This is a genomic window from Enterobacter sp. kpr-6, assembly GCF_900116015.1.
Taxonomy (GTDB): domain Bacteria; phylum Pseudomonadota; class Gammaproteobacteria; order Enterobacterales; family Enterobacteriaceae; genus Enterobacter_D.
On sequence record NZ_FOYH01000003.1, the window covers coordinates 95,596 to 115,538 of the forward strand.

General features: G+C 57.0%; 16 protein-coding genes. 8 read left to right on the forward strand and 8 right to left on the reverse strand.

Translation table 11 applies throughout. The annotated features are described in order from the left end of the window. Window positions 1-42: 42 nt before the first annotated feature. Window positions 43-1,275: a putative acyl-CoA thioester hydrolase gene (locus BM373_RS09435; RefSeq protein ID WP_090461184.1), complete on the forward strand. Its 1,233-nt coding sequence runs from the start codon at window positions 43-45 to the stop codon at window positions 1,273-1,275. Between the two features lie 124 nt (window positions 1,276-1,399). On the opposite strand, the gene BM373_RS09440 is transcribed toward BM373_RS09435, so the two are convergent. Genes BM373_RS09440 through BM373_RS09450 form a run of 3 tightly spaced genes read right to left on the reverse strand, consistent with a single transcriptional unit; the run spans window position 1,400 to window position 7,944 of the window. Beyond that, window positions 1,400-3,574 (reverse strand): virulence factor SrfC family protein, encoded by a 2,175-nt coding sequence (locus BM373_RS09440; protein ID WP_090461185.1) that lies wholly within the window; start codon window positions 3,572-3,574, stop codon window positions 1,400-1,402. Then, window positions 3,571-6,549 carry a virulence factor SrfB gene (locus tag BM373_RS09445; protein ID WP_090461186.1) on the reverse strand — a complete coding sequence of 993 codons (2,979 nt, stop codon included), beginning with the start codon at window positions 6,547-6,549 and terminating at the stop codon, window positions 3,571-3,573. Before BM373_RS09445 ends, BM373_RS09440 begins: the two co-directional genes overlap by 4 nt. 3 nt (window positions 6,550-6,552) lie before the next feature. Continuing rightward, the gene (locus BM373_RS09450) at window positions 6,553-7,944 is read right to left on the reverse strand and encodes an SrfA family protein (protein WP_090461187.1); all 1,392 of its coding nucleotides are present in this window, start codon (window positions 7,942-7,944) and stop codon (window positions 6,553-6,555) included. Window positions 7,945-8,224: 280 nt separating this feature from the next. Here BM373_RS09450 and BM373_RS09455 point away from each other — a divergent pair, with 280 nt between their 5' ends. Then, complete coding sequence (locus BM373_RS09455) at window positions 8,225-9,820, forward strand: ABC transporter substrate-binding protein (protein ID WP_090461188.1); 1,596 nt, start codon at window positions 8,225-8,227, stop codon at window positions 9,818-9,820. A gap of 9 nt (window positions 9,821-9,829) precedes the next feature. Next, on the forward strand, window positions 9,830-10,063 hold the full coding sequence (locus BM373_RS09460) for a DUF2526 family protein (RefSeq protein WP_090461189.1): 234 nt from the start codon (window positions 9,830-9,832) through the stop codon (window positions 10,061-10,063). 21 nt (window positions 10,064-10,084) lie between these two features. Here the strand turns inward: BM373_RS09460 and BM373_RS09465 are convergent, their stop codons facing one another. The 4 genes from BM373_RS09465 to BM373_RS09480 form a co-directional block, all read right to left on the reverse strand. Further along, window positions 10,085-10,468, reverse strand: a complete 384-nt coding sequence (locus tag BM373_RS09465) for a type II toxin-antitoxin system death-on-curing family toxin (RefSeq protein WP_090461190.1) — start codon at window positions 10,466-10,468, stop codon at window positions 10,085-10,087. Continuing rightward, window positions 10,465-10,686, reverse strand: coding sequence for a type II toxin-antitoxin system prevent-host-death family antitoxin (locus BM373_RS09470; protein ID WP_090461191.1), 222 nt, complete (start codon window positions 10,684-10,686; stop codon window positions 10,465-10,467). Before BM373_RS09470 ends, BM373_RS09465 begins: the two co-directional genes overlap by 4 nt. Window positions 10,687-10,788: 102 nt before the next feature. Continuing rightward, window positions 10,789-11,238 (reverse strand): DMT family transporter, encoded by a 450-nt coding sequence (locus BM373_RS09475; RefSeq protein WP_090461192.1) that lies wholly within the window; start codon window positions 11,236-11,238, stop codon window positions 10,789-10,791. Further along, window positions 11,235-11,753, reverse strand: coding sequence for a GNAT family N-acetyltransferase (locus tag BM373_RS09480; protein ID WP_090461193.1), 519 nt, complete (start codon window positions 11,751-11,753; stop codon window positions 11,235-11,237). Before BM373_RS09480 ends, BM373_RS09475 begins: the two co-directional genes overlap by 4 nt. Window positions 11,754-11,790: 37 nt before the next feature. Here BM373_RS09480 and BM373_RS09485 point away from each other — a divergent pair, with 37 nt between their 5' ends. The 4 genes from BM373_RS09485 to BM373_RS09500 all read left to right on the forward strand — a co-directional run bounded on the left by BM373_RS09485 (window position 11,791) and on the right by BM373_RS09500 (window position 16,216). Next, window positions 11,791-12,366, forward strand: coding sequence for a helix-turn-helix domain-containing protein (locus BM373_RS09485; RefSeq protein WP_090461194.1), 576 nt, complete (start codon window positions 11,791-11,793; stop codon window positions 12,364-12,366). A gap of 64 nt (window positions 12,367-12,430) precedes the next feature. Continuing rightward, window positions 12,431-13,468 (forward strand): NADP-dependent oxidoreductase, encoded by a 1,038-nt coding sequence (locus BM373_RS09490; RefSeq protein ID WP_090461195.1) that lies wholly within the window; start codon window positions 12,431-12,433, stop codon window positions 13,466-13,468. Between the two features lie 253 nt (window positions 13,469-13,721). Beyond that, entirely contained in the window at window positions 13,722-14,381 is a 660-nt protein-coding gene (locus tag BM373_RS09495) for a GntR family transcriptional regulator (protein WP_090461196.1), read from the forward strand. 194 nt (window positions 14,382-14,575) lie between these two features. After that, window positions 14,576-16,216 carry a methyl-accepting chemotaxis protein gene (locus BM373_RS09500; RefSeq protein WP_090461197.1) on the forward strand — a complete coding sequence of 547 codons (1,641 nt, stop codon included), beginning with the start codon at window positions 14,576-14,578 and terminating at the stop codon, window positions 16,214-16,216. A 246-nt stretch (window positions 16,217-16,462) separates the two neighbouring features. On the opposite strand, the gene pqqU is transcribed toward BM373_RS09500, so the two are convergent. Beyond that, window positions 16,463-18,571, reverse strand: coding sequence for a TonB-dependent receptor PqqU (gene pqqU / locus BM373_RS09505; protein ID WP_090461198.1), 2,109 nt, complete (start codon window positions 18,569-18,571; stop codon window positions 16,463-16,465). 269 nt (window positions 18,572-18,840) lie between these two features. Between pqqU and BM373_RS09510 the strand changes: the two genes are divergently transcribed. Beyond that, window positions 18,841-19,902, forward strand: a complete 1,062-nt coding sequence (locus tag BM373_RS09510; protein WP_090461199.1) for a 7-bladed beta-propeller protein YncE — start codon at window positions 18,841-18,843, stop codon at window positions 19,900-19,902. Window positions 19,903-19,943 lie beyond the last annotated feature (41 nt).

The following is a 19,943-nucleotide window of genomic DNA, read 5'->3' on the forward strand; positions in this document are numbered from 1 at the left end:
CCACTATTATCAGCCCTCTGGTTTTAAAAATCTGGAGGGGATATGACAGGTAAGAACGGGTTGGGCCTGGCGGCAGTGCTCTGTATGCCAATGGTGTTACAGGGCTGTGCGACGGGCAATGGTGCGCCGGGTACCGCGACGCGACCGGTGCTAACGGCGCAGGAAGCCGCACCCTATACCCAAGAAAATTATTTCGCCAGGGGCGGGTTAATCGCCGCTCCGGACGGGCCGTGGCAACCTGAATCGATCAAACTGAATGCCGGTACGCCCTGGCGTGTAGGGCCCAATAGCGCGTGGACCACGGTACAGCAGGCGGTTAACGCTGCGCTTCGTCAGGCACACGATCGCTCGCGCATATATATCCGCATTGAACCCGGCGTTTACACCGGCACGGTGTACATTCCCGCCGATGCGCCGCCCATTACGATTGTGGGTGCAGGCAGCAAACCTGACGATGTGCGCCTGGAAATGGCGCTTGATTCGCAGTTCTCCCCCGCGCGTTATCGCCAGGCGGTGAATCCGGCGCACCAGTACCGCGACGGCGATCCCGCCTGGTATCTCTATTCTCAGTGCGCCAGTAAAACCACACAGCTAATTGGCACTAACTGCGCGGCGGTGGTCTGGTCGCAGAGCAATGATTTCCAGCTTGCGAATCTGAGCGTGGTAAATGCGCTGCTTGATACCGTCGATGGCGGCACGCATCAGGGCGTGGCGCTGCGCACCGACGGCGATCGCGTGCAACTGGAAAACGTGCGGCTGATTGGGCGTCAGGATACGGCGTATCTCAATACCAGCAACCGCGAAAATCAGGCGGTAACCGATCGCATCAGCCGTGTGCTGGTCAAAGACAGCTATATCGAAGGCGATGTGGATTATGTTTTTGGCCGCGCCAACGTGGTGTTTGACACCGTACAGTTCCACACCGTCTCCACGCGCGGATCGCATGAAGCCTACGTGCTCGCGCCTAATACGCTGCCGGATAACCCGTATGGTTTTCTGGTGCTGAACAGCCGCTTTACCACCGACAGCGGTTATCACGGCACCTTTAAGGCGAAACTGGGCCGGGCGTGGGATCAAGGGGCAGGGAAAACCGGGTACATCCCAGGCAACACGGCGAACGGGCAGGCGTTGATTGCGCACAGTACGATTGATGCCGGGTATGACAGCCTCTCGCCATGGGGCGCGGCAGCCACCACCTCACGTCCGTATAAGGCGAACGCGCAGGGGAATCGGGTGTTGAATGATACGGCGTTTAATCGGTTGTGGGAGCGGTGATTTTCCCCTCACCCTAACCCTCTCCCTCAGGGAGAGGGGACTAAAACCACCCTCTCCCTGAGGGAGAGGGGACTAAAACCTCCCTCTCCCTCAGGGAGAGGGCCGGGGTGAGGGTGAAGTCACCTTACGGCACCAGCTTCAACAGCTTTTTACGCATCGCCACCGGCACGTCGAGCGGGTGCTGATAGCCGATGTTTTCATTGCTGCGCGTATAGAGCGCCACCAGCCAGTCGTACACGTAGCGCGTGGCGGCGTGCACAGGCTGTTCGCCGAGGCGCGTCAGGCGGGCATCGGAAGCGGCAGGGGCGCTGGCGCTGAAAATCGCCCGCCCTTTCTGAATGCGGCTGGCCGGACGTTGATCTTCCGGCAGCGTCGCATACCCAAGCCAGGCAATAAAATTCCCCACCGCCGCGTGAAGCTGTGCGGCACAGGCAGTATCGCGCTGCATCACCTGCTGCAACTGCTCCGCCAGATTCAGGCGATAGCCCGTCACAATCAGAATATCCGCCACCTGGCGCAGCGCGGCGCTGCTTAAGCCTAAACGCTCGGCGTTGGCGTCATTACGACTCCACTGACGCAGATGGTTGACCCACATCGCCTGCGCCTGATGACCGGTATCCCGCGCCGCCGGAAGGGATTCGGCGCTGCCGCCCACCTCAGCAAAGAGATCGATCGCTTCGCTAAACAGACCGCTGACCTTTTCCTCACGCGGCTGCTGTACTTTCCAGATGGCGTCAAATTGTTTGATGTCCGGCAGCAGGCCGTCGAGCAGTTCCCCGTGGCGGCTCGCCTGAGTCTGCAATTCGCGGATCACCCCTTCGGCGCGCGTGCGCTGCGCTTCCGGCGTCTCTTTCAGCGGTGCAAGCCAGGTCTGCATCAGATCGCGCAGTTGCTGGTGATGGCGATCGCGCAGCGCTTTCAGACGCAGGGTACGCACAGACGGCGCGGTGGCCTGCGACAGCCACTCGATCAGCCGTTGCAGGCTGCCCGCGTCCAGCGCCTGTAGCGTGCCCCAGTACTGGCCCGGTTTACCGACCAGTTGCTGCACGGTTTCATCCATATTTTGCGCCCCGGTAAAGCGCGCATCCTGCGGAGTGATGGCCCAGACCAGCCCCGGCAGCGCGGTTTCCTGGCCTGACTGGGTTTCTTTCACCCAGTTGAGCAGCGCGCGGGCGGTGCGGGCGGTTTCGCTGCGGGCGGGCGCGGCGTTACAAATCATCAGCACATCCGGCTGCAATTGCTGGCGATAATTCTCCAGCAGCCAGCGGCATTTGCTGTTGGCCAGCCCCGGTGTGGCATCGAGGGCGGGCGTCGGTATATCCACCACGTCAACGTTTTCCAGCACGCTGTCTTCGGTTGGCAGCACCAGTTCACGGGCGATCAGCGCCAGCGTCTCCAGCGGAATGCTGACCGCATTCTGAAGCTGATCCTGCGCCCACGGATGCACCACCACTTCGCCCTGAAGCCCGGCGCTGTTGGGCGGCATCGGCGTTAAAAAGCCTTCGGTCGGCAGGGCGAAATTATCAATCAGCAGACTCAGCGGCGCAGCCAGCGTGCGGGCATTGCCGGTCTGATGCAGGGTGTGCGCAAGCGACAGCCACTGGGATGTCAGTTCCTGTTGCTCGCCCCATAACAGCGACCAGGCGCTGGCGCGGGCACGCAAATCGAGCGACGGCAGCAGGGCGATAAACTGATACCAGAGTCCATCGTCCAGTTGCTGACGCGCGGCAGGCACGGTCGCGCGCCAGAAGCGGGCGATTGCGCCCACTTCTTCTCCGGTGATCCCCGGCACCTGCTGCGGCTGACGCAGGGCGCGCCACTGGGTCAGGCGATCTTCAATCACGCTTTTCTCAACCGGACGCAGATCGGTCAGGGTCTGCGCATGGGCGATAAACACCTGAACCAGTTCCGCTTCGGAAAGAATGTGCAGACGCAGCGGGAAAGCGTCGTCCAGCGCCGGACTCTGGCAGCTAAAACGCAGCGCCATGCCCGTCAGCGCGTGACCAGGATTGATATGGGTAAAGTAGTCGAGCGTTTTCTCGCCGGGTCTGACGTTCACCCGGCCATTACCGCTGCTGCACAGCGCGGCAATCAGGTGCGCTTTGGCCGCCTGCGCGTGCCCGTACAGCGCCACCGTGCAGGGGGAATCGGTCGCCTGAATCAGCGCGGTTTCCTGCGCGGAAATGGCGGAAAGCCGCGCCAGCAGGGCGTCGGCGTCATCATCCAGCAGCGGGGCGTGCTGGCGTGTTTCGTTCACCCATGCGGTTAAGGCCTGAGTGGTTTTTATTGGGGCTTTCATTTCAGGTACACACTCCCGCTGTCGATCCAGTAGTGGCTGCCGCTGTGACGACGATCGGCCAGCGTATTGAGTTTAAACGTCAGTGCGTCGGCGTCCACCGGGGTGCCGTCGGTAAGCCAGGCATCGCTGAGTTTAAAGGCTTCCGGGCCATGCGCTTTGCTGCCGCCGGTGAATTGCAGGCGGACGTTAAGCACGCCGTCGCCCGCAATGGCTTTCGCCAGTTCCGGTGAGTTAATGCTCAGCGTATAGAGCGGCGTGGCGGGCCAGCGGGCGTTCGCTAACTGACGGAAACCGAGCGTAACGTTACCGCGCAGCGGGAAGTGCAGACGGGCATCGAGCTTCGCGCCCGGCTTGTCTAAATCGATATCCTGATACCAGATATTTTCGTCGCGCAGGGTATTAACGGTGTTATCCAGCACGCCGAGATAGCGCACGGTGGAGTACGCGCCGATATCCGCGGCTTTGAAATTAAAGCGCGGCAGGCGCAGATCCAGCGCCAGGCTGCACAGCATCGCGCCCACGGCGGCGGTGGATTTCGGATTGCCGATACGCCCCTGCTGACTGAACGGATACCACTCGTGCACCCGGTATTTATCCAGCCACACCATGCGGTTGACCGGAACCGGCTGTAAATGACGGATCAGCGCCTGCACACCCGGCAGACAGCCCGGACGCCCGGTGATCAACAACACATCGCAGCAGTAGTGAGAGATTGCCTCGCACACCGCGTGCAGCGGGGCGGTGAGCGTAAACTGCCCGGACAGCATCCCGGCCTGCAACTCGCTGAAATTAACCTGCAGCGGCACGGCGAAAATATCAAATTCCGGCGATCCCGGCGGCAGGGCCGGATCGATCGCCTGCTTTAAGTAATTCATCACGTTGCGGGTCGGCTGCTGTTTCAGCAGTTCGCCAAAGGTGGCGTGCAGCCCGGCCAGCGGATCGTTAATGTCGCTCGATTCCCACGCCGCGAGGATCGCGTGGCCTACCGGCATAAAGAGTTGCAGGGTGGTTTGCTGACGCAATACCGCCTGGGTGTCGATGCGGCCGGAGTCGCCAAACAGTGTCGCCATCAGTGCGGCGGCGTCGGTAATGCCCGATTTTTGCAACTGGGTTTGCAGCGCAGGCAGCACGCAGCGCTGGATCACATCTAACAGAATGTCGTCGCCCGCGACTTTAAAGCCCTCGCGGAACAGCAGATGCGGGGTGATTTTGACGTTGCTGCCGGTGCCGTCATCCAGTTGATAATGGGTGATCGCCATGTCGGTGGTGCCGCCACCGATGTCAATCGACGCCACGCGCAGCGCACGTCCGGGCGGTTCACCCGGTGCAGGGGTGCGATCCGGACGGGCGAGGGAGGCGAAGAAGTTTTCGGTCTGCCCGGCAAAATGGGAAATCGCTTCGTTATAAAGCCACACCAGTTGACCACAACTGGCTTCGTCCCACTCCATCTGAATGCGCGGCACGGGAACGACGCTTTTATCCTGCTGTTTACGGCTGGCGAAATCATCATCCTGCGGGTGCCAGCCCATCGCTTTCCATACCAGGGCGATGGCTTCAAACATCCGGCGGCGGAAAATCTCGCGCTCCTGCTTCGGCATCGCCGAGGGCAGGGTCAGGATAATGGTGCGCAACTGGCGCGGAGAAGCCGGGAAGCCGAGACGCAGACGCGTCGCCACGCTGTTGATCTGCCCAAGCGCCTGCGCCAGCAGTTCACACAGCATATGGGTCATCAGCGTGCTGCGGCTGTACTGCGGGGAAAAGACCGGCAAACGTTCGTCGAGCGGCAGGGTGTAGAGCGGCTGGCCGTCGTCGTTCATCAGATTCATCAGCGGGAAGGCGGTCGCCAGCGGTTCGCGCTGGGATTTGCTGTTCATCTGGCTGAAGCGCCAGTCCTGGAGCACCGGGGTTTCATCCCACAGATAACGGCGCGGGCTTGAGATGCCGCTGTTGCCTTCGGTGCCCAGACGCTGCATCGCCAGGCTGCGGGCTTCGTCGCCCACGCGCACAATCGACGGCCAGACGAACGCGTCTTCGCGCCCGCTTTCCACCGAAAAATGCTGTTTGCCGAAGCGCGCTTCGGAGAACTCAAGCCGGCTGGTAAACAGCGGCTCGTTTAAAAACTGTGGTTCGCTGAGCGAGCGCACCTGAAGTTCGGCAGTCTGGCGCAGGCCGTCGTTGGCATCGCCGTGATCTTCGATGATCACCCCACAGGTGTGGGTGTTGCCGACATCAAGAATTAAATCCACCGGAATGGCGGGGGTGCTCAGGGTGTGAGTGACGATTTTCACTTCCGGCACGGTGAGCTGTTCGCCGAGCAGCGTCAGCAGGTTGAGCCAGTGTGCCTGGTACTCAAAGCCGCGCAGGGCCTGGGCGATTTCACGTTCGCTGCGGCCTTCGTTCTGGACGTGCTGCATAAAGACTTCGCGCAGCCAGCCGTCAATCCACGTCTGGTCGAGAAAATCCGCCACTTCATCGTCGCGCCAGGCGAGCGAAAAGCGCGTGCCGTTGAGGATGTCGTTTTCCATCGGCGAGAGGGCCGCAGGTGACAGGTCGTTGATCTGGCTGTCGAGGGCCAGCGTCACGCGGTGCGTATTGCCCGCGCTGTCTGGCGTATTCAGTTTACGGATCTGCACCCGCGCCCAGTTATCCGGCCCTTCAACAAAGGTGCGCGGCGGGTTAAAGCGCAGGAAGGGGATTGGCAGCCAGATGCCGTCGAGGACGGCGAGGGACTGCATCAGCCCGATGGTTGATTCCGGCTTGACCACTTCTGGCTGACCGCCGTTGCTGGCGGGGAGGGTAAAGCGCTCGCTCGCCAGATCGTAATCAAGGCGCAGCAGCGGGCCGTTGGCGGTTTTACGCACAAAGCGCCCGTTGTGAGCCGACACCTGTGGCGTCAGGCCGAAGTCAAGAAACTGCACGCCGCTGTTGGCAATCAGCGTCACGCTCTGTTTGTAGTCGCAAAGATTCACCAGCATAAATCAGGCACCTGTTTTTCTGAACGTCACCGGCACGACAATCCTGGCGTCGTAACGGGCGGTACATTGTGCAACGTCATTGCTGCCCGCCGTGCAGGTGATTTCCGGCATCGGGTAGCGGGAGCCATCGCTGCAACGGGCATTGCCACGGCTTTTAATCATCAGCTCGCCAGTCTGGTGCAGACCGGAGAAGAGATCCGCGCGGCAGGTGATGTTATCACCATGAACCAGTCGGGCTGTGCCTTTATTATTCTGGATCTGGAAGCGCAGGGTCGGCGGCTTGCCGGTGGCGTTGTCTTTAATATCGAGCATCACGCGCCAGTTGCCATTAAGAAAACGTGTATTGCCCGTTTTTACCTGGAGGGCATCCATGACCAGCGCATCTTTCGGGATCGCGGTAATGACCGCCGGGGCAGGCTTTTCCACTTCGGCTTTCGCGGTGACCACTTCCGCCTGATGCAGCGGCAGCGTCGCGGCGAGCACCGGCGCAGGGGCCGCTGGCTGTTGCGCGACAGCAACCGGGGCTGCGACCGCGACGGCTGGCTGCGGCTGCGGCTGCGGCTGCGGGGCGCGAGTTTGCTGTTGTTGCCAGAGAACAGGCCCGGCAACGGCGGCAATCACCACGGCTGCCACAGGCAGTGCCCAGAGCGCAGCCGGGCGTTTTTTACGCGCGGGCGCAGGTGTGACAGGGGCCGGAGCGGGGACCACGACGGCCGCAGGCGCTTCCGGGCGCGGGGCGGCAGCAGGCTGCGGTTTTTCATACACCGCCTCCACGTGATCCTCGGTTTTAATCACGGGCGCGGCGGCAATCAGCGGTTCGTCAGCTTTGCTGAACGTGATGGCAGGCGGCACCTCTTCTTCTTCAGGCGCGGGTTCCGGCTCTGGAATCATCTCGATTACCGGTTCCGGGACTTTCTCTTCACGCAGGCAGGCGAGCACATCATCGCGGGCGCTTTCGTTCAGATTGACGAAGCCCCAGAAGGTGATCACCGGTTTGCCATCCACCAGAAACACATGGTTGCTGCCGGGGAATTGCAGCGCTTTTGCCAGCAATGAACCAAACAGCTGTTGCGCCGTTTTTCCCGATTGCAGGCTTTTACGGCTTAAACTTGCCGCGCTGTCGAGCGTGCTTTCAAGGTAACGCAGGGCGCGAAAACGGGCGTCCTCATCGGCGGCTTTCCAGGAGATGGCCGGGCCGTCGACCGGCGAGTACCAGTCCACACGATCGCCGTCATCATTGACCTGCGGAATTGCCAGACAATCCACCATCGCCTGCTGTTTGCGCAGACGTAATGCTTCACGAATTTGCAGTGCCGAATCAAATACGGCCTGACCGCCGCCGCCAACTGCCTGAAAATCATCCAGATCGCCGCTGCGCAAGAGAGTTTTTGCCACGTTTTCATCCCATAGACTTCTTCACGCGTCTACTTTACGCAATGGCCTTACAAGCAAACGGTGGAAGAGAGCGCAAAAGCGTTGAATTCTCGTCGTATTGACCAGGGTTTTTGTTCTTGACGGGAAGAAAAAGACTTAAGGCAAATTAAAAGCGCGCCACTGTTTACTTTCGCAGCGAAAACAACTGCTTTTGCATAACCTGATAGTGATTCGTTATTTGCCAGTTTCGGGATGCTGTGCTGAGATCATAGCTACACATAAAAAAGCATAAGGTATCACCATGTCTACAGGGAAAACCCTGCTCGCGCTGGCGCTGAGCACACTCTTACCGGCAAGCGCCTTTGCGGCATCTAACGACACGCTGATTTACTGCTCTGAAGCGTCGCCTGAGTCCTTCAACCCGCAGATTGCCAGCTCCGGCCCCACGTTCGTCGCCAGCTCGCAGGTGCTCTATAACCGCCTGATTAATTTCGATCCAGTGAAGAATACCCCGGTGCCATCGCTGGCTACCGAGTGGACCATCTCCCCGGATGGCAAAACGTACACCTTTACCCTGCGTCAGGGGGTGAAGTTCAACAGCAACAAATACTTCAAGCCGACGCGTGATTTTAACGCCGACGACGTGGTGTTCTCGGTGATGCGCCAGAAAGACGCGAATCACCCGTATCACAAGGTGTCGCAGGGGAACTACGAGTATTTCAATGATGTGGGCCTCGATAAGCTGATTAAAGAGGTGAAGAAGGTTGATGATTACCACGTCCAGTTTGTGCTGAATGAGCCGAACGCTGCGTTTCTTGCCGACTGGGGGATGGATTTCGCCTCGATCCTCTCAGCGGAATACGCTGACGCGATGATGAAAAAAGGCAACCCGGAAAACGTCGATAACTGGCCGATTGGTACCGGGCCGTATGCGTTGCAGCAATACAAAGTGGATTCGCTGATCCGCTATATCGCCAACCCGAACTACTGGGACGGCGAGGTGCCGACCAAACACCTTATTTTCTCCATCACCCCGAACGTGCAGACGCGTCTGGCGAAGCTGCAAACCAACGAATGCCAGGTGATCCCGGCTCCGGCCCCGGTGCAGTTTGAGGAGATCAAAAAGAATAAAGATCTGACCCTGCATTCCGTGGATGCGCTGAACGTCGGCTATCTGGCGTTTAATACCGAGAAAAAGCCGTTTGATAACGTGCTGGTACGTCAGGCGCTGAACTACGCCACCGATAAAAAAGCGATTGTGAATGCGGTGTTCCTGGGCTCCGGTACGGTGGCCAAATCGCCGCTGCCGCCGAATATGCTCGGCTTTAATAAAGATCTGAAAGATTACGAGTACGATCCTGAGAAAGCCAAAGCGCTGTTAAAACAGGCCGGGCTTGCCAGCGGGACTGAAGTGACACTCTGGTCGATGCCGGTGCAGCGTCCGTACAACCCGAACTCGAAGCGCATCGCTGAGATGATCCAGAGCGACTGGGCGAAAGTCGGCGTGAAGGCAAAAATTGTCTCTTACGAGTGGGGCGAGTACCTCTCCGGGATGCGTAAAGGCGAGCACGATACCGCGCTGTTTGGCTGGATGTCGGACAACGGCGACCCGGATAACTTTGCCGACGTGCTGCTCGGCTGTAACAGCATCAAAACCGGCTCCAACGCCGCGCGCTGGTGCAACAAGGATTACAACGATCTGGTGCAGAAAGCGAAACTGACCAGCGTGCCTGCCGATCGCGCCAAACTTTACGAACAGGCGCAGGAAGTGTTTTACCAGCAGGCACCATGGCTGACGCTGGCTAACGGCAAAACATTTTATGCCACCCGCAGCAATGTGAGCGGTTATAGTGTCAGCCTGATGGGCAGTGATTTTTCAAAAGCCAAAATTAATTAAGGAGCAGGTATGTCGCATCTGGATGAGGTGATTGCAAAGGTTGACGCAGCGATTAACGAGTATGTGATTGCACATATGAATGAGTTGCTGGTGGAGCTTAGCGACGATCAGGCACTCAGCCGTGAAGATCGTTACGCACAACAGCAACGTCTGCGCATCGCCATTGCCCACAGCACGCATCACCACAAGGAACAGTCGGAAGCGCGCCGCGAGCAACTCACCAAAGGCGGCACTATTCTGTGATTTAAAATATGCGCTGGCTGCTCATCTTGCGTGGGGTAGCTGGCGCAATACTTGCGCAACTTCTTCCACCGACATCAATCCCTGTGCAGCCTGAACAGTGGCATCAGCGAGCGGCATTGAATCTGCTATTTCTATACCATTTTCAGATAAAAACAGCAGCGCAGAAGCCGCAGCAGTACGTTTATTGGCGTCGTTAAAGACGTGCCCGCGGGCGATAGCAATTAAATACATCGCCGCTAGGTTATAAACGTCGTTTTCCCCTTCGTAATGGGTGAGATTCAGTACCCTGGCACACACCGCGTCCACCAGTTCGGGATCTTTAATGCCCGGCAGACCATGGGTGGTTGACAGAATGGCGTCATGGAGCTGGATCACCAACTCCGGCGCAAGGGAATAAAAACTCATCGGTCAGCAAGCTCCACCATTAATGCATGATGCTTGCCCAGCAGACGGTCAATTTTTTGTTGGTTGCGTATCTGGCGAAGTTCTGCCAGCTCTTTAGCACTCACCAGAGCGACATCATTGCCATCACGACGAGTCATAATTACGGTTTCACCCGCAGCCGCTTCAGCGGAAAGGGCGAACAGGTTTTTGCGTGCTTCGGTCAGAGCGAGGGTTTTCACAGGTACACCTTACAGGTACATTAAACATGTACGCATTATATGTCCTGATATGATTTCTGGTCCACGCAGTCGTCACAAAATACACGTAATCATTTTTTTAAATTAAAACGATCGTCTGGCGACCAGCCATGCGCCAATTACCAACAGCAGTGCGCCGCAGACCGGGCCAATCAGCGCCCGCAGCGGCACACCCTGGCTTTTTACGATATCCATCACCAGCCCGCCGATTAACTGGCTGGCGACCAGCACCGCAATGGTGGTCGCCGCTCCCACGTACTGATAGCCGCTGATGCTGGCAAAAACAAAAAACGATCCCAGAAGGCCGGGGATCAGCGTCCACCAGCGCACCGTCGCGGCCAGTTCACCGAAACCTGCCAGCCCGTATTTAATCAGCAGGATAGAAACGAACAGCACGATGCCGACCAGCGAATTGAGCAGCATAGCGATCAACACCGTTGAAGCGCTTTGCGTGATGCGCACCATCAGCGTGTTTTGCACTACCAGCCCGATGCCTGCCGCCACGAGAAACACCAGCGTCAGCGACTGATTCATGGCAGGGCGTCCGGCTCGCGGCGGTCATCCAGTTGAAGCTGCATAAAAGTCAGATCCAGCCAGCGACCAAATTTGGTCCCCACCTGCGGCATCTGCGCGGTGATGGTAAAGCCCAGTTTTTGATGCAGATGAATGGACGCCTGATTTTGCGCTTCGATCCCGGCCACCATCACGTGTTTGCCGATGCGTTTTGCTTCGGAAATCAGTTCAATCATTAATGCCTGTCCCAGACCTTTGCCCTGATGATCCGGGTGAACGTAGACCGAGTGCTCAACCGTATGGCGGAACCCCTCAAACGCGCGCCAGTCGCCAAAGGACGCATACCCGGTAATGGCACCGTTTTCTTCGCTGACCAGCACCGGATATCCCACCATCTGCCGCGCTTCGAACCACGCGATACGGTTATCAACATCAACGGTTTTATCGTTCCAGATGGCCGCAGTATGCAGCACCGCATGGTTGTAGATTTCCGCAATCTCCACACAATCTTCTTTACAGGCAAAACGAATGGTCATGGTTGAACCTCAGAATTGTTCACTATAGTATTACAATATGGATACTATATCAGACAACATAAATCAACGGATCGGCGTGCGGATCCGTGTGGAGCGGGAGTCGCGGAGCTGGTCGTTAAGCGATCTGGCCGGGCGGGCGGGTGTGTCGCGGGCGATGATCCACAAAATCGAACGCGGAGAGAGCAGTCCGACGGCGGCGTTGCTGGCGCGGATTGCCGGGGCGTTTGGCATCAGCATGTCCACGCTCATTGCGCGGGCGGAAATGCAGGAAGGCAAGCTGCTGCGTTTTGCCGACCAGCCGCTGTGGCGCGATCCGCAAACCCATTATCTTCGGCGGCACGTGTCGCCACGCTCGGATCTGCCTATCGACCTGGTGCAGGTCGAACTGCCACCGGGCAGCGATATTCCCATGCCCGCCTCATCTTATGCGCTGGCCAGACAGCTTATCTGGCTGCAACAGGGCGAACTGGTCTTTATGGAAGGGGATACCCGCCATGAAATGAAAGCCGGGGATTGTCTGGAGCTGGGCCCGCCTAACGACTGCCGTTTTATCAACGAGAGTCACGAGCCCTGTCTCTACCTGGTGGTGCGGCTGAATCATTCAGGCTCATAATGTAAAAGCAGGATCGCGGTTAAGGCTCTAATATTAATGGATGTTTAACTGACAGGAGAAGGCTATGAGTCAAGATCCGCAACGCAACCGCCGCTGGGTGCTGGCATCACGTCCGCACGGCGCACCGGTTGCCGACAATTTTCGCTTAGAAGAATCAGACGTTCCTACCCCCGAAAAAGGCCAGCTTTTGCTGCGCACTGTTTACCTCTCCCTCGATCCGTATATGCGCGGGCGCATGAGCGATGCAGAATCCTATTCCGCGCCGGTGGAAATCGGTGACGTGATGTGCGGCGGCACAGTCAGCCGCGTTGAAAAATCCTCGCACCCTGATTATACCGAAGGCGACTGGGTGGTGAGCTACAGCGGCTGGCAGGATTACGCGCTCTCCGATGGCGAAGGGCTGGTGAAGCTCGACGCCAACCCGGAGCATCCTTCCTGGGCGCTTGGTATCCTCGGGATGCCGGGCTTTACCGCCTACATGGGGCTGCTGGACATCGGTGAACCGAAATCGGGTGAGACGCTGGTGGTAGCTGCGGCAACCGGGCCTGTCGGGGCGACGGTGGGGCAGATCGGTAAGATTAAAGGCTGCCGCGTGGTTGGCGTGGCGGGCGGTGAGGAAAAATGCCGTTACGCGGTTGAGAAACTGGGCTTTGATGCCTGTATCGATCACCGCGCAGACGATTTTGCTGAACAGCTAAAACAGGCCTGCCCGAAAGGCATCGATATCTATTATGAAAACGTCGGCGGCGCGGTATTTGACGCGGTTCTGCCGCTGCTCAACACCTCGGCGCGTATTCCGGTGTGCGGGCTGGTCAGCGGCTATAACGCGACCGATCTGCCCGACGGTCCGGACCGTCTGTCGTTGCTGATGGGCACCATCCTGAAAAAAAGGATGCGGGTGCAGGGCTTTATCATTGGCATGGATTACGGTCATCGCATTGATGAATTCCGCAACGAGATGGTGCCGTGGGTGAAAGAGGGCAAAATTCAGTATCGCGAACACATCACTGACGGTCTGGAAAACGCGCCAGAAACCTTCATTGGCCTGCTGGAAGGGAAAAACTTCGGCAAGGTGGTTATCCGGGTCGCCGGAGACAAGTGATATTGTTGATGGCGGTCAATGCCGCCATCAAAATTCGTGCAACTTTCGGAAAAACAGCTTTAATTAAATCATACAACACGCTGTTATGCTCTCACGCAACAGCCACTTACGTGCATAAGTAATGACTTTTTGATATAGCACGATTTTGATCATTCCATACCAGGCATAGTAATACATAATATATCCTATCTGTATTAGGGAATTAACTTTGTCAGCGGGCTGTAAATAATTAAGTATGGGACAGGACAGGAATATGCTTGATTTGGAAAAAGCGCAAAGAATGAGCCTCACTATGCAGGTCGAAGTGAGTTTAAAAAGTGCATTAATCGTGGGCGCGCTTAAGCCAGGCGCAAGATTAATCACTAAAGAAATTGCCGATCAGCTTGGAACCAGTATCACTCCCGTCAGGGAAGCGCTTTTGCGCCTGGTTTCTGCGGGTGCCTTACATGCAACCCCCGCCCAGGCGTTTTTGGTCCCGGAAGTTACACGGGAAAGATACACAGAAATCAATCAGATAAGAAAGCAACTGGAAGGCATGGCGGCAAGCGTTGCCTGCGCTGCCATGACGCCAGAAAAGTTAAACGATCTGCGGTTATTAAATACTTCTTATCAGGAAGCGCGTAATAGCGGTAATGTTGAGCAGATTCTGCAGGCGAATCGGTCTTTTCGCTTTCGCGTTTATGAATATGCGCAAATGCCCACATTAACGGCGTTGATTGAACAACTCTGGGTGCGCATTGGCCCGTGCTTTAATTATTTATATCCTGATTCTCACGATCTCTCTCGTGGTCAGCATGCATATGATGATTTATTAAATGCCCTGGAAAGAGGAGATTGTGAAGCCAGTCAACAGGCAATTATTAATATGATCGATACCGGGGCAGTTATTATGCTGCCGCAATTCGACAGCTAAGTGATAATTACGCAGGTTAATAAATATAACCTCTTTTCAGTGGGTGCTTTTCCAGACAAATTTGCGTCGGGGAAGCACCGTCGTCACGTTTCTGACATTTCCTTTCCCGTTGTGCTGAATGAACAAAATCCCTTGCCGATAACCTGACTGCGCGCTGTCAGGCGCTAACATTTTGGGTTAGCAAGGAGTTCGGGATGTTCTTAAGCCAGCAATTACGCAATATTAAAATCAGTAAAAAGCTGTCAGTAGGATTTGGCCTGGTGCTGTTTCTGGTGGCGGTTGCGACCGTCATGAGCGTGCTCCGTTTTCAGGAAATACGCAGCGTTTACGAAAAAACCAATCTTATCTACAACATCAATATTGAAATTTTCCAGGCGAAAATTAACCGCCTGAAGTTTTTCTACACCGCTGATGAAAAATCCGGGCAGACCTTAGCGAACTATGTGCGCCACGCGGCAGAGTTAACGGACTCCGCCAATACGCTCAACTGGACAGCACAGGAAGCGGAAATTATTACCGCCATTGATGCTTCGCTTCAGGATTTCCAGAGCGGTGTCAGCGAAATGCAGGCGGCCACCACGGAACTGCTGGCGCTACAGAAGGGCGGGGAAGCTCGTGACAGTGCGGTGTACGCGTCGGCCGAGCAAAAGCTGAAAGTGGCGGAAGATCATGTGAAAGTCGCGGGCGATAAAAGCAGCGCGTCGATTAAACAAATTATCACTCTGGTAAAAGCGCACAACGATGAGCTGGCGTATCGCTCCAGCACGCTGGCCGGTGCCATCGGCGGGATTGCCATTTTGATTGGGATTCTGGTGTCGTGGTGGGTGATCCGCCAGATCACCCGTCCGGTTAATTACAACCTGGCGCTGGCGGAGCGCATTGCCAGCGGCGATTTGAGTTCAGACATTCACGCCAACAGCAACGATGAACTGGGCCGGCTCACCGGGGCGATGGGCAAAATGAATAGCCGCCTGCGGGAGATGATTTTCGAGGTGCGCAACAGCGTCGTGCAGGTGTCGCAGGCGGCCAGTGAAATCGCCGACGGCAATACCGATCTCTCGTCGCGTACCGAAGAGCAGGCTGCCGCGGTGGTACAAACGGCAGCGAGTATGGAGGAGTTGACCGCCACGGTTAAAAACAACGCCGATAACGCCCGTCATGCCAGCAAACTGGCGGCAGAAGCCTCGCAAACCGCCGGGCTGGGCGGCAATGTAATGCGTGATGTGGTTAACACCATGAATGATATTTCCAGCAGTTCGCAGAAAATCGCCGACATTACCGCGGTGATTAACAGTATTGCTTTCCAGACCAATATTCTGGCGCTTAACGCAGCCGTGGAAGCGGCGCGGGCAGGTGAACAGGGTCGCGGTTTTGCGGTCGTCGCCAGTGAGGTGCGCAGTCTGTCACAGCGCAGTTCGCAGGCGGCAAAAGATATCGAGCAGCTGATTGCTGAATCGGTATCGCGCATCAGTGCGGGCAGCACGCTGGTGACAAAAGCCGGGGAAACGATGGAGCAGGTGGTGCATTCAGTAACGCGGGTGAATGACATCATGGGCGAGATTTCGTCTGCGTCGGAGGAACAAAGCCGGGGGATCGAGCAGATTTCCCGCGCGGTGAGCGAACTCGACAGCACCACACAGCAAAATGCCTCGCTGGTGGGCGCATCGACGCATGCTGCGGGATCGCTGGAGGAACAGGCGCGGCTACTGGAAGAACTGGTGGCGGCGTTCCGTCTGGATCGGGATGGGGCGAAGCGCCCGGCAGCGGTGGTGCGTTCGGCACCCCCGGTTCGTACTCAGGCTGCGGTGACGGACGAGGGGTGGACGACGTTTTAATGGAGGGCGCTTTTTACCCTCACCCTAACCCTCTCCCTAAGGGTGAGGGGACAGATCGTGCGCGGAAGCGGTTTTCTCCCTCGCCCTCAAGATTGTGCACGGGCCCGATTTCTCCCTCTCCCTGAGGGAGAGGGGACAGATCATGCGCGGACGCGGTTTTCTCCCTCTCCCTCAAGATTGTGCACGGGCCTGGTTTCTCCCTCTCCCTAAGGGAGAGGGCCGGGGTGAGGGTGTCGATCTCTCAACTCACTCGAAGCGATACGCCACCGACAGACCCACACCGTAATTACGCCCCGGAGCCGGTTCGTAGTAGCGGCCGTTAGACTCATTAACGATCACCGAGCCAACATATTCGCGGTCAAACAGGTTATCAACGCGACCAAACAGGTCCATATTCCAGTTGCCGTAGTTGAGTTTGTAACCCGTGTTCAGGCCAACCACCGTGTAAGACGGCGCTTTGGCGCTGTTTTCGTCATCGGCCTGGATATCGCTCATATAGCGCACGTCGGTGCCTGCATACCAGCCAGTTTCCGGCTGCCAGCCGAGTGAGGCAAAGCCCATATTGCGGGCGATGCCCGGCATACGGTTGCCGTTACAATCGCCGTCGTTACAGACGTTGGTGCGGTAGGTGGCATCCAGATAGGTCCACGCGGCTTTAGCGTGCCAGTTCCCGGCAAACTGTTGATCGAGTGACAGCTCCGCGCCCTGACGACGGGTTTTACCGGCGTTTTTATAGGTCGTACGCCCGCCGCTGCTGGCATCGGTCACGATCTCATTATCCGTATCGGTCTGGAACAGCGCTGCGGTGAACAGGCCGTTGCCGACGCGGGTTTTGCTGCCCACTTCCCAGGTGGTATTGGTGGACGGTTGCAGCGCAAAGTTCAGTCCGCTTTGCCCGCCGGAACGGTAGGAAAGTTCGTTGATGGTCGGGGTTTCAAACCCGCGCCCGCCCGCCACATACAGATTCCATGCATCGGTCACCGCATATTTCAGCGATCCGGCAGGCAACCATTTGTGATAGCTCGCTTCACCACTGTCATTGCCGTTGGCGGCGGTCACGTAATGATCGTTTGAGTCAAACCACACCGAGCTGTAGCGCACGCCCGCATCGAGCGACAGTTTGTCGGTCAACTGCCAGTTGGTTTGCAGATACGGATCGAGGTTCCACATCAGGTTACGCTCATCACGGCGTAAATTGCCTTTCTGACCATACGCAGGCGTGGTGCCGGACATCACGAAATTCTCGTAACCCTTACGGTTTTCGCTCATGTTTTCGTAGTTCAGACCGGTGGTGAAGGTCATCGGCACGAGCAGTTCGCCCCGGTGCGTCCAGCGGGTATCAATGCCCTGATAGTGACGGGAGAGGTCGATCACGCCGCCTGCATGGGTAGGATTGAGCTGCGGCGCGCGCGGAATCGACTGGTACTGCGTGGTTTCGCGCTCACCGGCGTACATCATCACGCTCATGTCGTCGTGCTCGCTGAGCTGGCGCTCATAGCGCAGTCCGGCCTGCGTCTGCTTGATGGTTTTGCGCGTATTGTACTGATCGGCGCGCGGTGACTGGCGCGGGTTGTCTTTCCACTCGCTTTCAGAAAGACCGCCCGGATCGTTAGCTTTGATATCCACGCTGTTAAAAATCAGGCTCAGTTTACTGACGTCATCAATGCGCACGCCGAGTTTGGCGTTGGCGAGATTTTTACGCGCGCCGCTGTGATCGCGATAGCCGTGGGTGGCAAAACGACTGGTGGAGACGCTGTAATCCACATCGCCCGCGTTCGTGCCATCGCCCACTGCACCGGTAGCTTTCATGCCGTAGCGCCAGCTACCAAAACTGCCGTAATAGCTACTGGCTTCAATCGTGGCAGGTTCACGCCCGGTTTCGGTGGTGACGTTCAGCACACCACCGGAAGCATTGCCGTACAGCGCGAAGAACGGCCCGCGCAGCACTTCCACACTCTCAACGCTATTAATGTCGATGTTAGACGTCTGGCCCTGGCCGTCAGGCATGGTGGCCGGAATACCGTCCACATACATACGGATGCCGCGCACGCCGTACGTGGAGCGCGAACCAAATCCGCGCATAGAAAGCTGTAAATCCTGGGCATAGTTCTGGCGATTCTGGACCTGCAAACCCGGCACGCTGGTGAGGGATTCAGAAAGATTCACGCGCGGCGTGGCCTGGCGCATATCCTGGCCCTGAACCACGCTGACCGCGGCGGGTGTATCGAGTTCAGAAATCGTGGTGGGTGTCGCGCTGACAATCATGGTCTGTTCATCAGCAGCAAACGCAGGCGTAAAGGCCGTTGGCAGCAGAATCAGGGGCAGTGTAGCCGTGCCTGCAAAAGGTATTTTCATGAGTGGAACCGGTTAATTAAAAAACGAACCAAATGGAACATGTGGCGACATGTTACCCGTAATGTAAATTATTTGAAAACGTAAACGGCACAATGTGTTAACCGTCGTAAGGAGAAATTATGGAGATGAAAGCCGATTCAGCAAGAAATGCTCCCAATTTAACAAATTAATGATTACTATTCTCATCTATAACAAAAAGGCGGAGCCGGACTCCGCTTAGCTGGATGCGATGTGAAGCAGCAATACATTTGTTCTCAAAGGGAGTCGTCATGTTTTTACGTCATTTAAGCTCACCGCGCCTGCGTGGTTCACTGTTCCTCGGTTCACTGCTTCTGGCCGGTACTTTTAATGCAAGCGCCGCTGAAGAAATGCTGCGTCAGCCGGTTGGTAAAGGTGCCTATGAAATGGCGTTCAGCCAGCAGGAAAACGCGCTGTGGCTTGCCACCTCGCAAAGCCGTAAAACAGATAAGGGCGGGGTGGTTTATCGCCTCGATCCGGTCACACTGAAAGTGACGCAGGCTATTCATAATGATTTAAAACCGTTTGGCGCGACCATCAACACCCGCACGCAGACGCTGTGGTTTGGCAACATCACTAACAGCGCGGTGACCGCCATTGATGCAAAAACCAGCGAAGTGAAAGGCCGCCTGGTGCTGGATGAGCGTAAGCGTTCTGAAACCGTGCGCCCGTTGCAGCCGCGCGAACTGGCAGTGGATGAAGCCACCAACACCGTTTACATCACCGGCATTGGCAAAGAGAGTGTGATTTGGGTGGTTGACGGTGAAAGCCTGGCGCTGAAATCCACCATCACCGGAACCGGCACCTTCAGCACCGGTCTGGCGATTGATAGCGACGCTAAACGCCTGTACACCACCAACGGCGACGGCGAACTGGTAACCATCGACACCGCCAGCAACAAAATCCTGACGCGCAAAAAATTGCAGGATGACGGTAAAGAGCACTTCTATCTTAACCTGAGCCTGGATACCGCCGGGCATCGCGCGTTTGTGACCGATTCCAAAGCGCCGGAAGTGCTGGTGGTCGATCTGCGTGACGGCAAGGTGATTCAGAAAATCGCCGCCCCGGAATCGCTGGCCGTGCTGTTTAACCCAGCGCGTAATGAAGTCTACGTGACGCACCGTCAGGCCGGAAAAGTGAGCGTGATTGACGCGAAAACCTACAAGGTTGTGAAGACTATCGACACGCCAACCCACCCGAACAGCCTGGCACTTTCGGCTGACGGTAAAACGCTGTATGTCAGCGTGAAGCAGGCGTCAAGCCGTGAAAAAGAAGCGACGCAGCCGGATGATGTGATCCGCATTGCGCTGTAAGCAGACGTAAAAAAGGCTCCAGATGGAGCCTTTTCTTTACT

Coding starts and splice junctions, on each gene's coding strand:
- BM373_RS09435 (WP_090461184.1), top strand. CDS start 43: ATGACAGGTAAGAACGGGTTGGGCCTGGCGGCAGTGCTCTGTATGCCA.
- BM373_RS09440 (WP_090461185.1), bottom strand. CDS start 3,574: ATGAAAGCCCCAATAAAAACCACTCAGGCCTTAACCGCATGGGTGAAC.
- BM373_RS09445 (WP_090461186.1), bottom strand. CDS start 6,549: ATGCTGGTGAATCTTTGCGACTACAAACAGAGCGTGACGCTGATTGCC.
- BM373_RS09455 (WP_090461188.1), top strand. CDS start 8,225: ATGTCTACAGGGAAAACCCTGCTCGCGCTGGCGCTGAGCACACTCTTA.
- BM373_RS09460 (WP_090461189.1), top strand. CDS start 9,830: ATGTCGCATCTGGATGAGGTGATTGCAAAGGTTGACGCAGCGATTAAC.
- BM373_RS09465 (WP_090461190.1), bottom strand. CDS start 10,468: ATGAGTTTTTATTCCCTTGCGCCGGAGTTGGTGATCCAGCTCCATGAC.
- BM373_RS09475 (WP_090461192.1), bottom strand. CDS start 11,238: ATGAATCAGTCGCTGACGCTGGTGTTTCTCGTGGCGGCAGGCATCGGG.
- BM373_RS09480 (WP_090461193.1), bottom strand. CDS start 11,753: ATGACCATTCGTTTTGCCTGTAAAGAAGATTGTGTGGAGATTGCGGAA.
- BM373_RS09485 (WP_090461194.1), top strand. CDS start 11,791: ATGGATACTATATCAGACAACATAAATCAACGGATCGGCGTGCGGATC.
- BM373_RS09490 (WP_090461195.1), top strand. CDS start 12,431: ATGAGTCAAGATCCGCAACGCAACCGCCGCTGGGTGCTGGCATCACGT.
- BM373_RS09495 (WP_090461196.1), top strand. CDS start 13,722: ATGCTTGATTTGGAAAAAGCGCAAAGAATGAGCCTCACTATGCAGGTC.
- BM373_RS09500 (WP_090461197.1), top strand. CDS start 14,576: ATGTTCTTAAGCCAGCAATTACGCAATATTAAAATCAGTAAAAAGCTG.
- pqqU (WP_090461198.1), bottom strand. CDS start 18,571: ATGAAAATACCTTTTGCAGGCACGGCTACACTGCCCCTGATTCTGCTG.
- BM373_RS09510 (WP_090461199.1), top strand. CDS start 18,841: ATGTTTTTACGTCATTTAAGCTCACCGCGCCTGCGTGGTTCACTGTTC.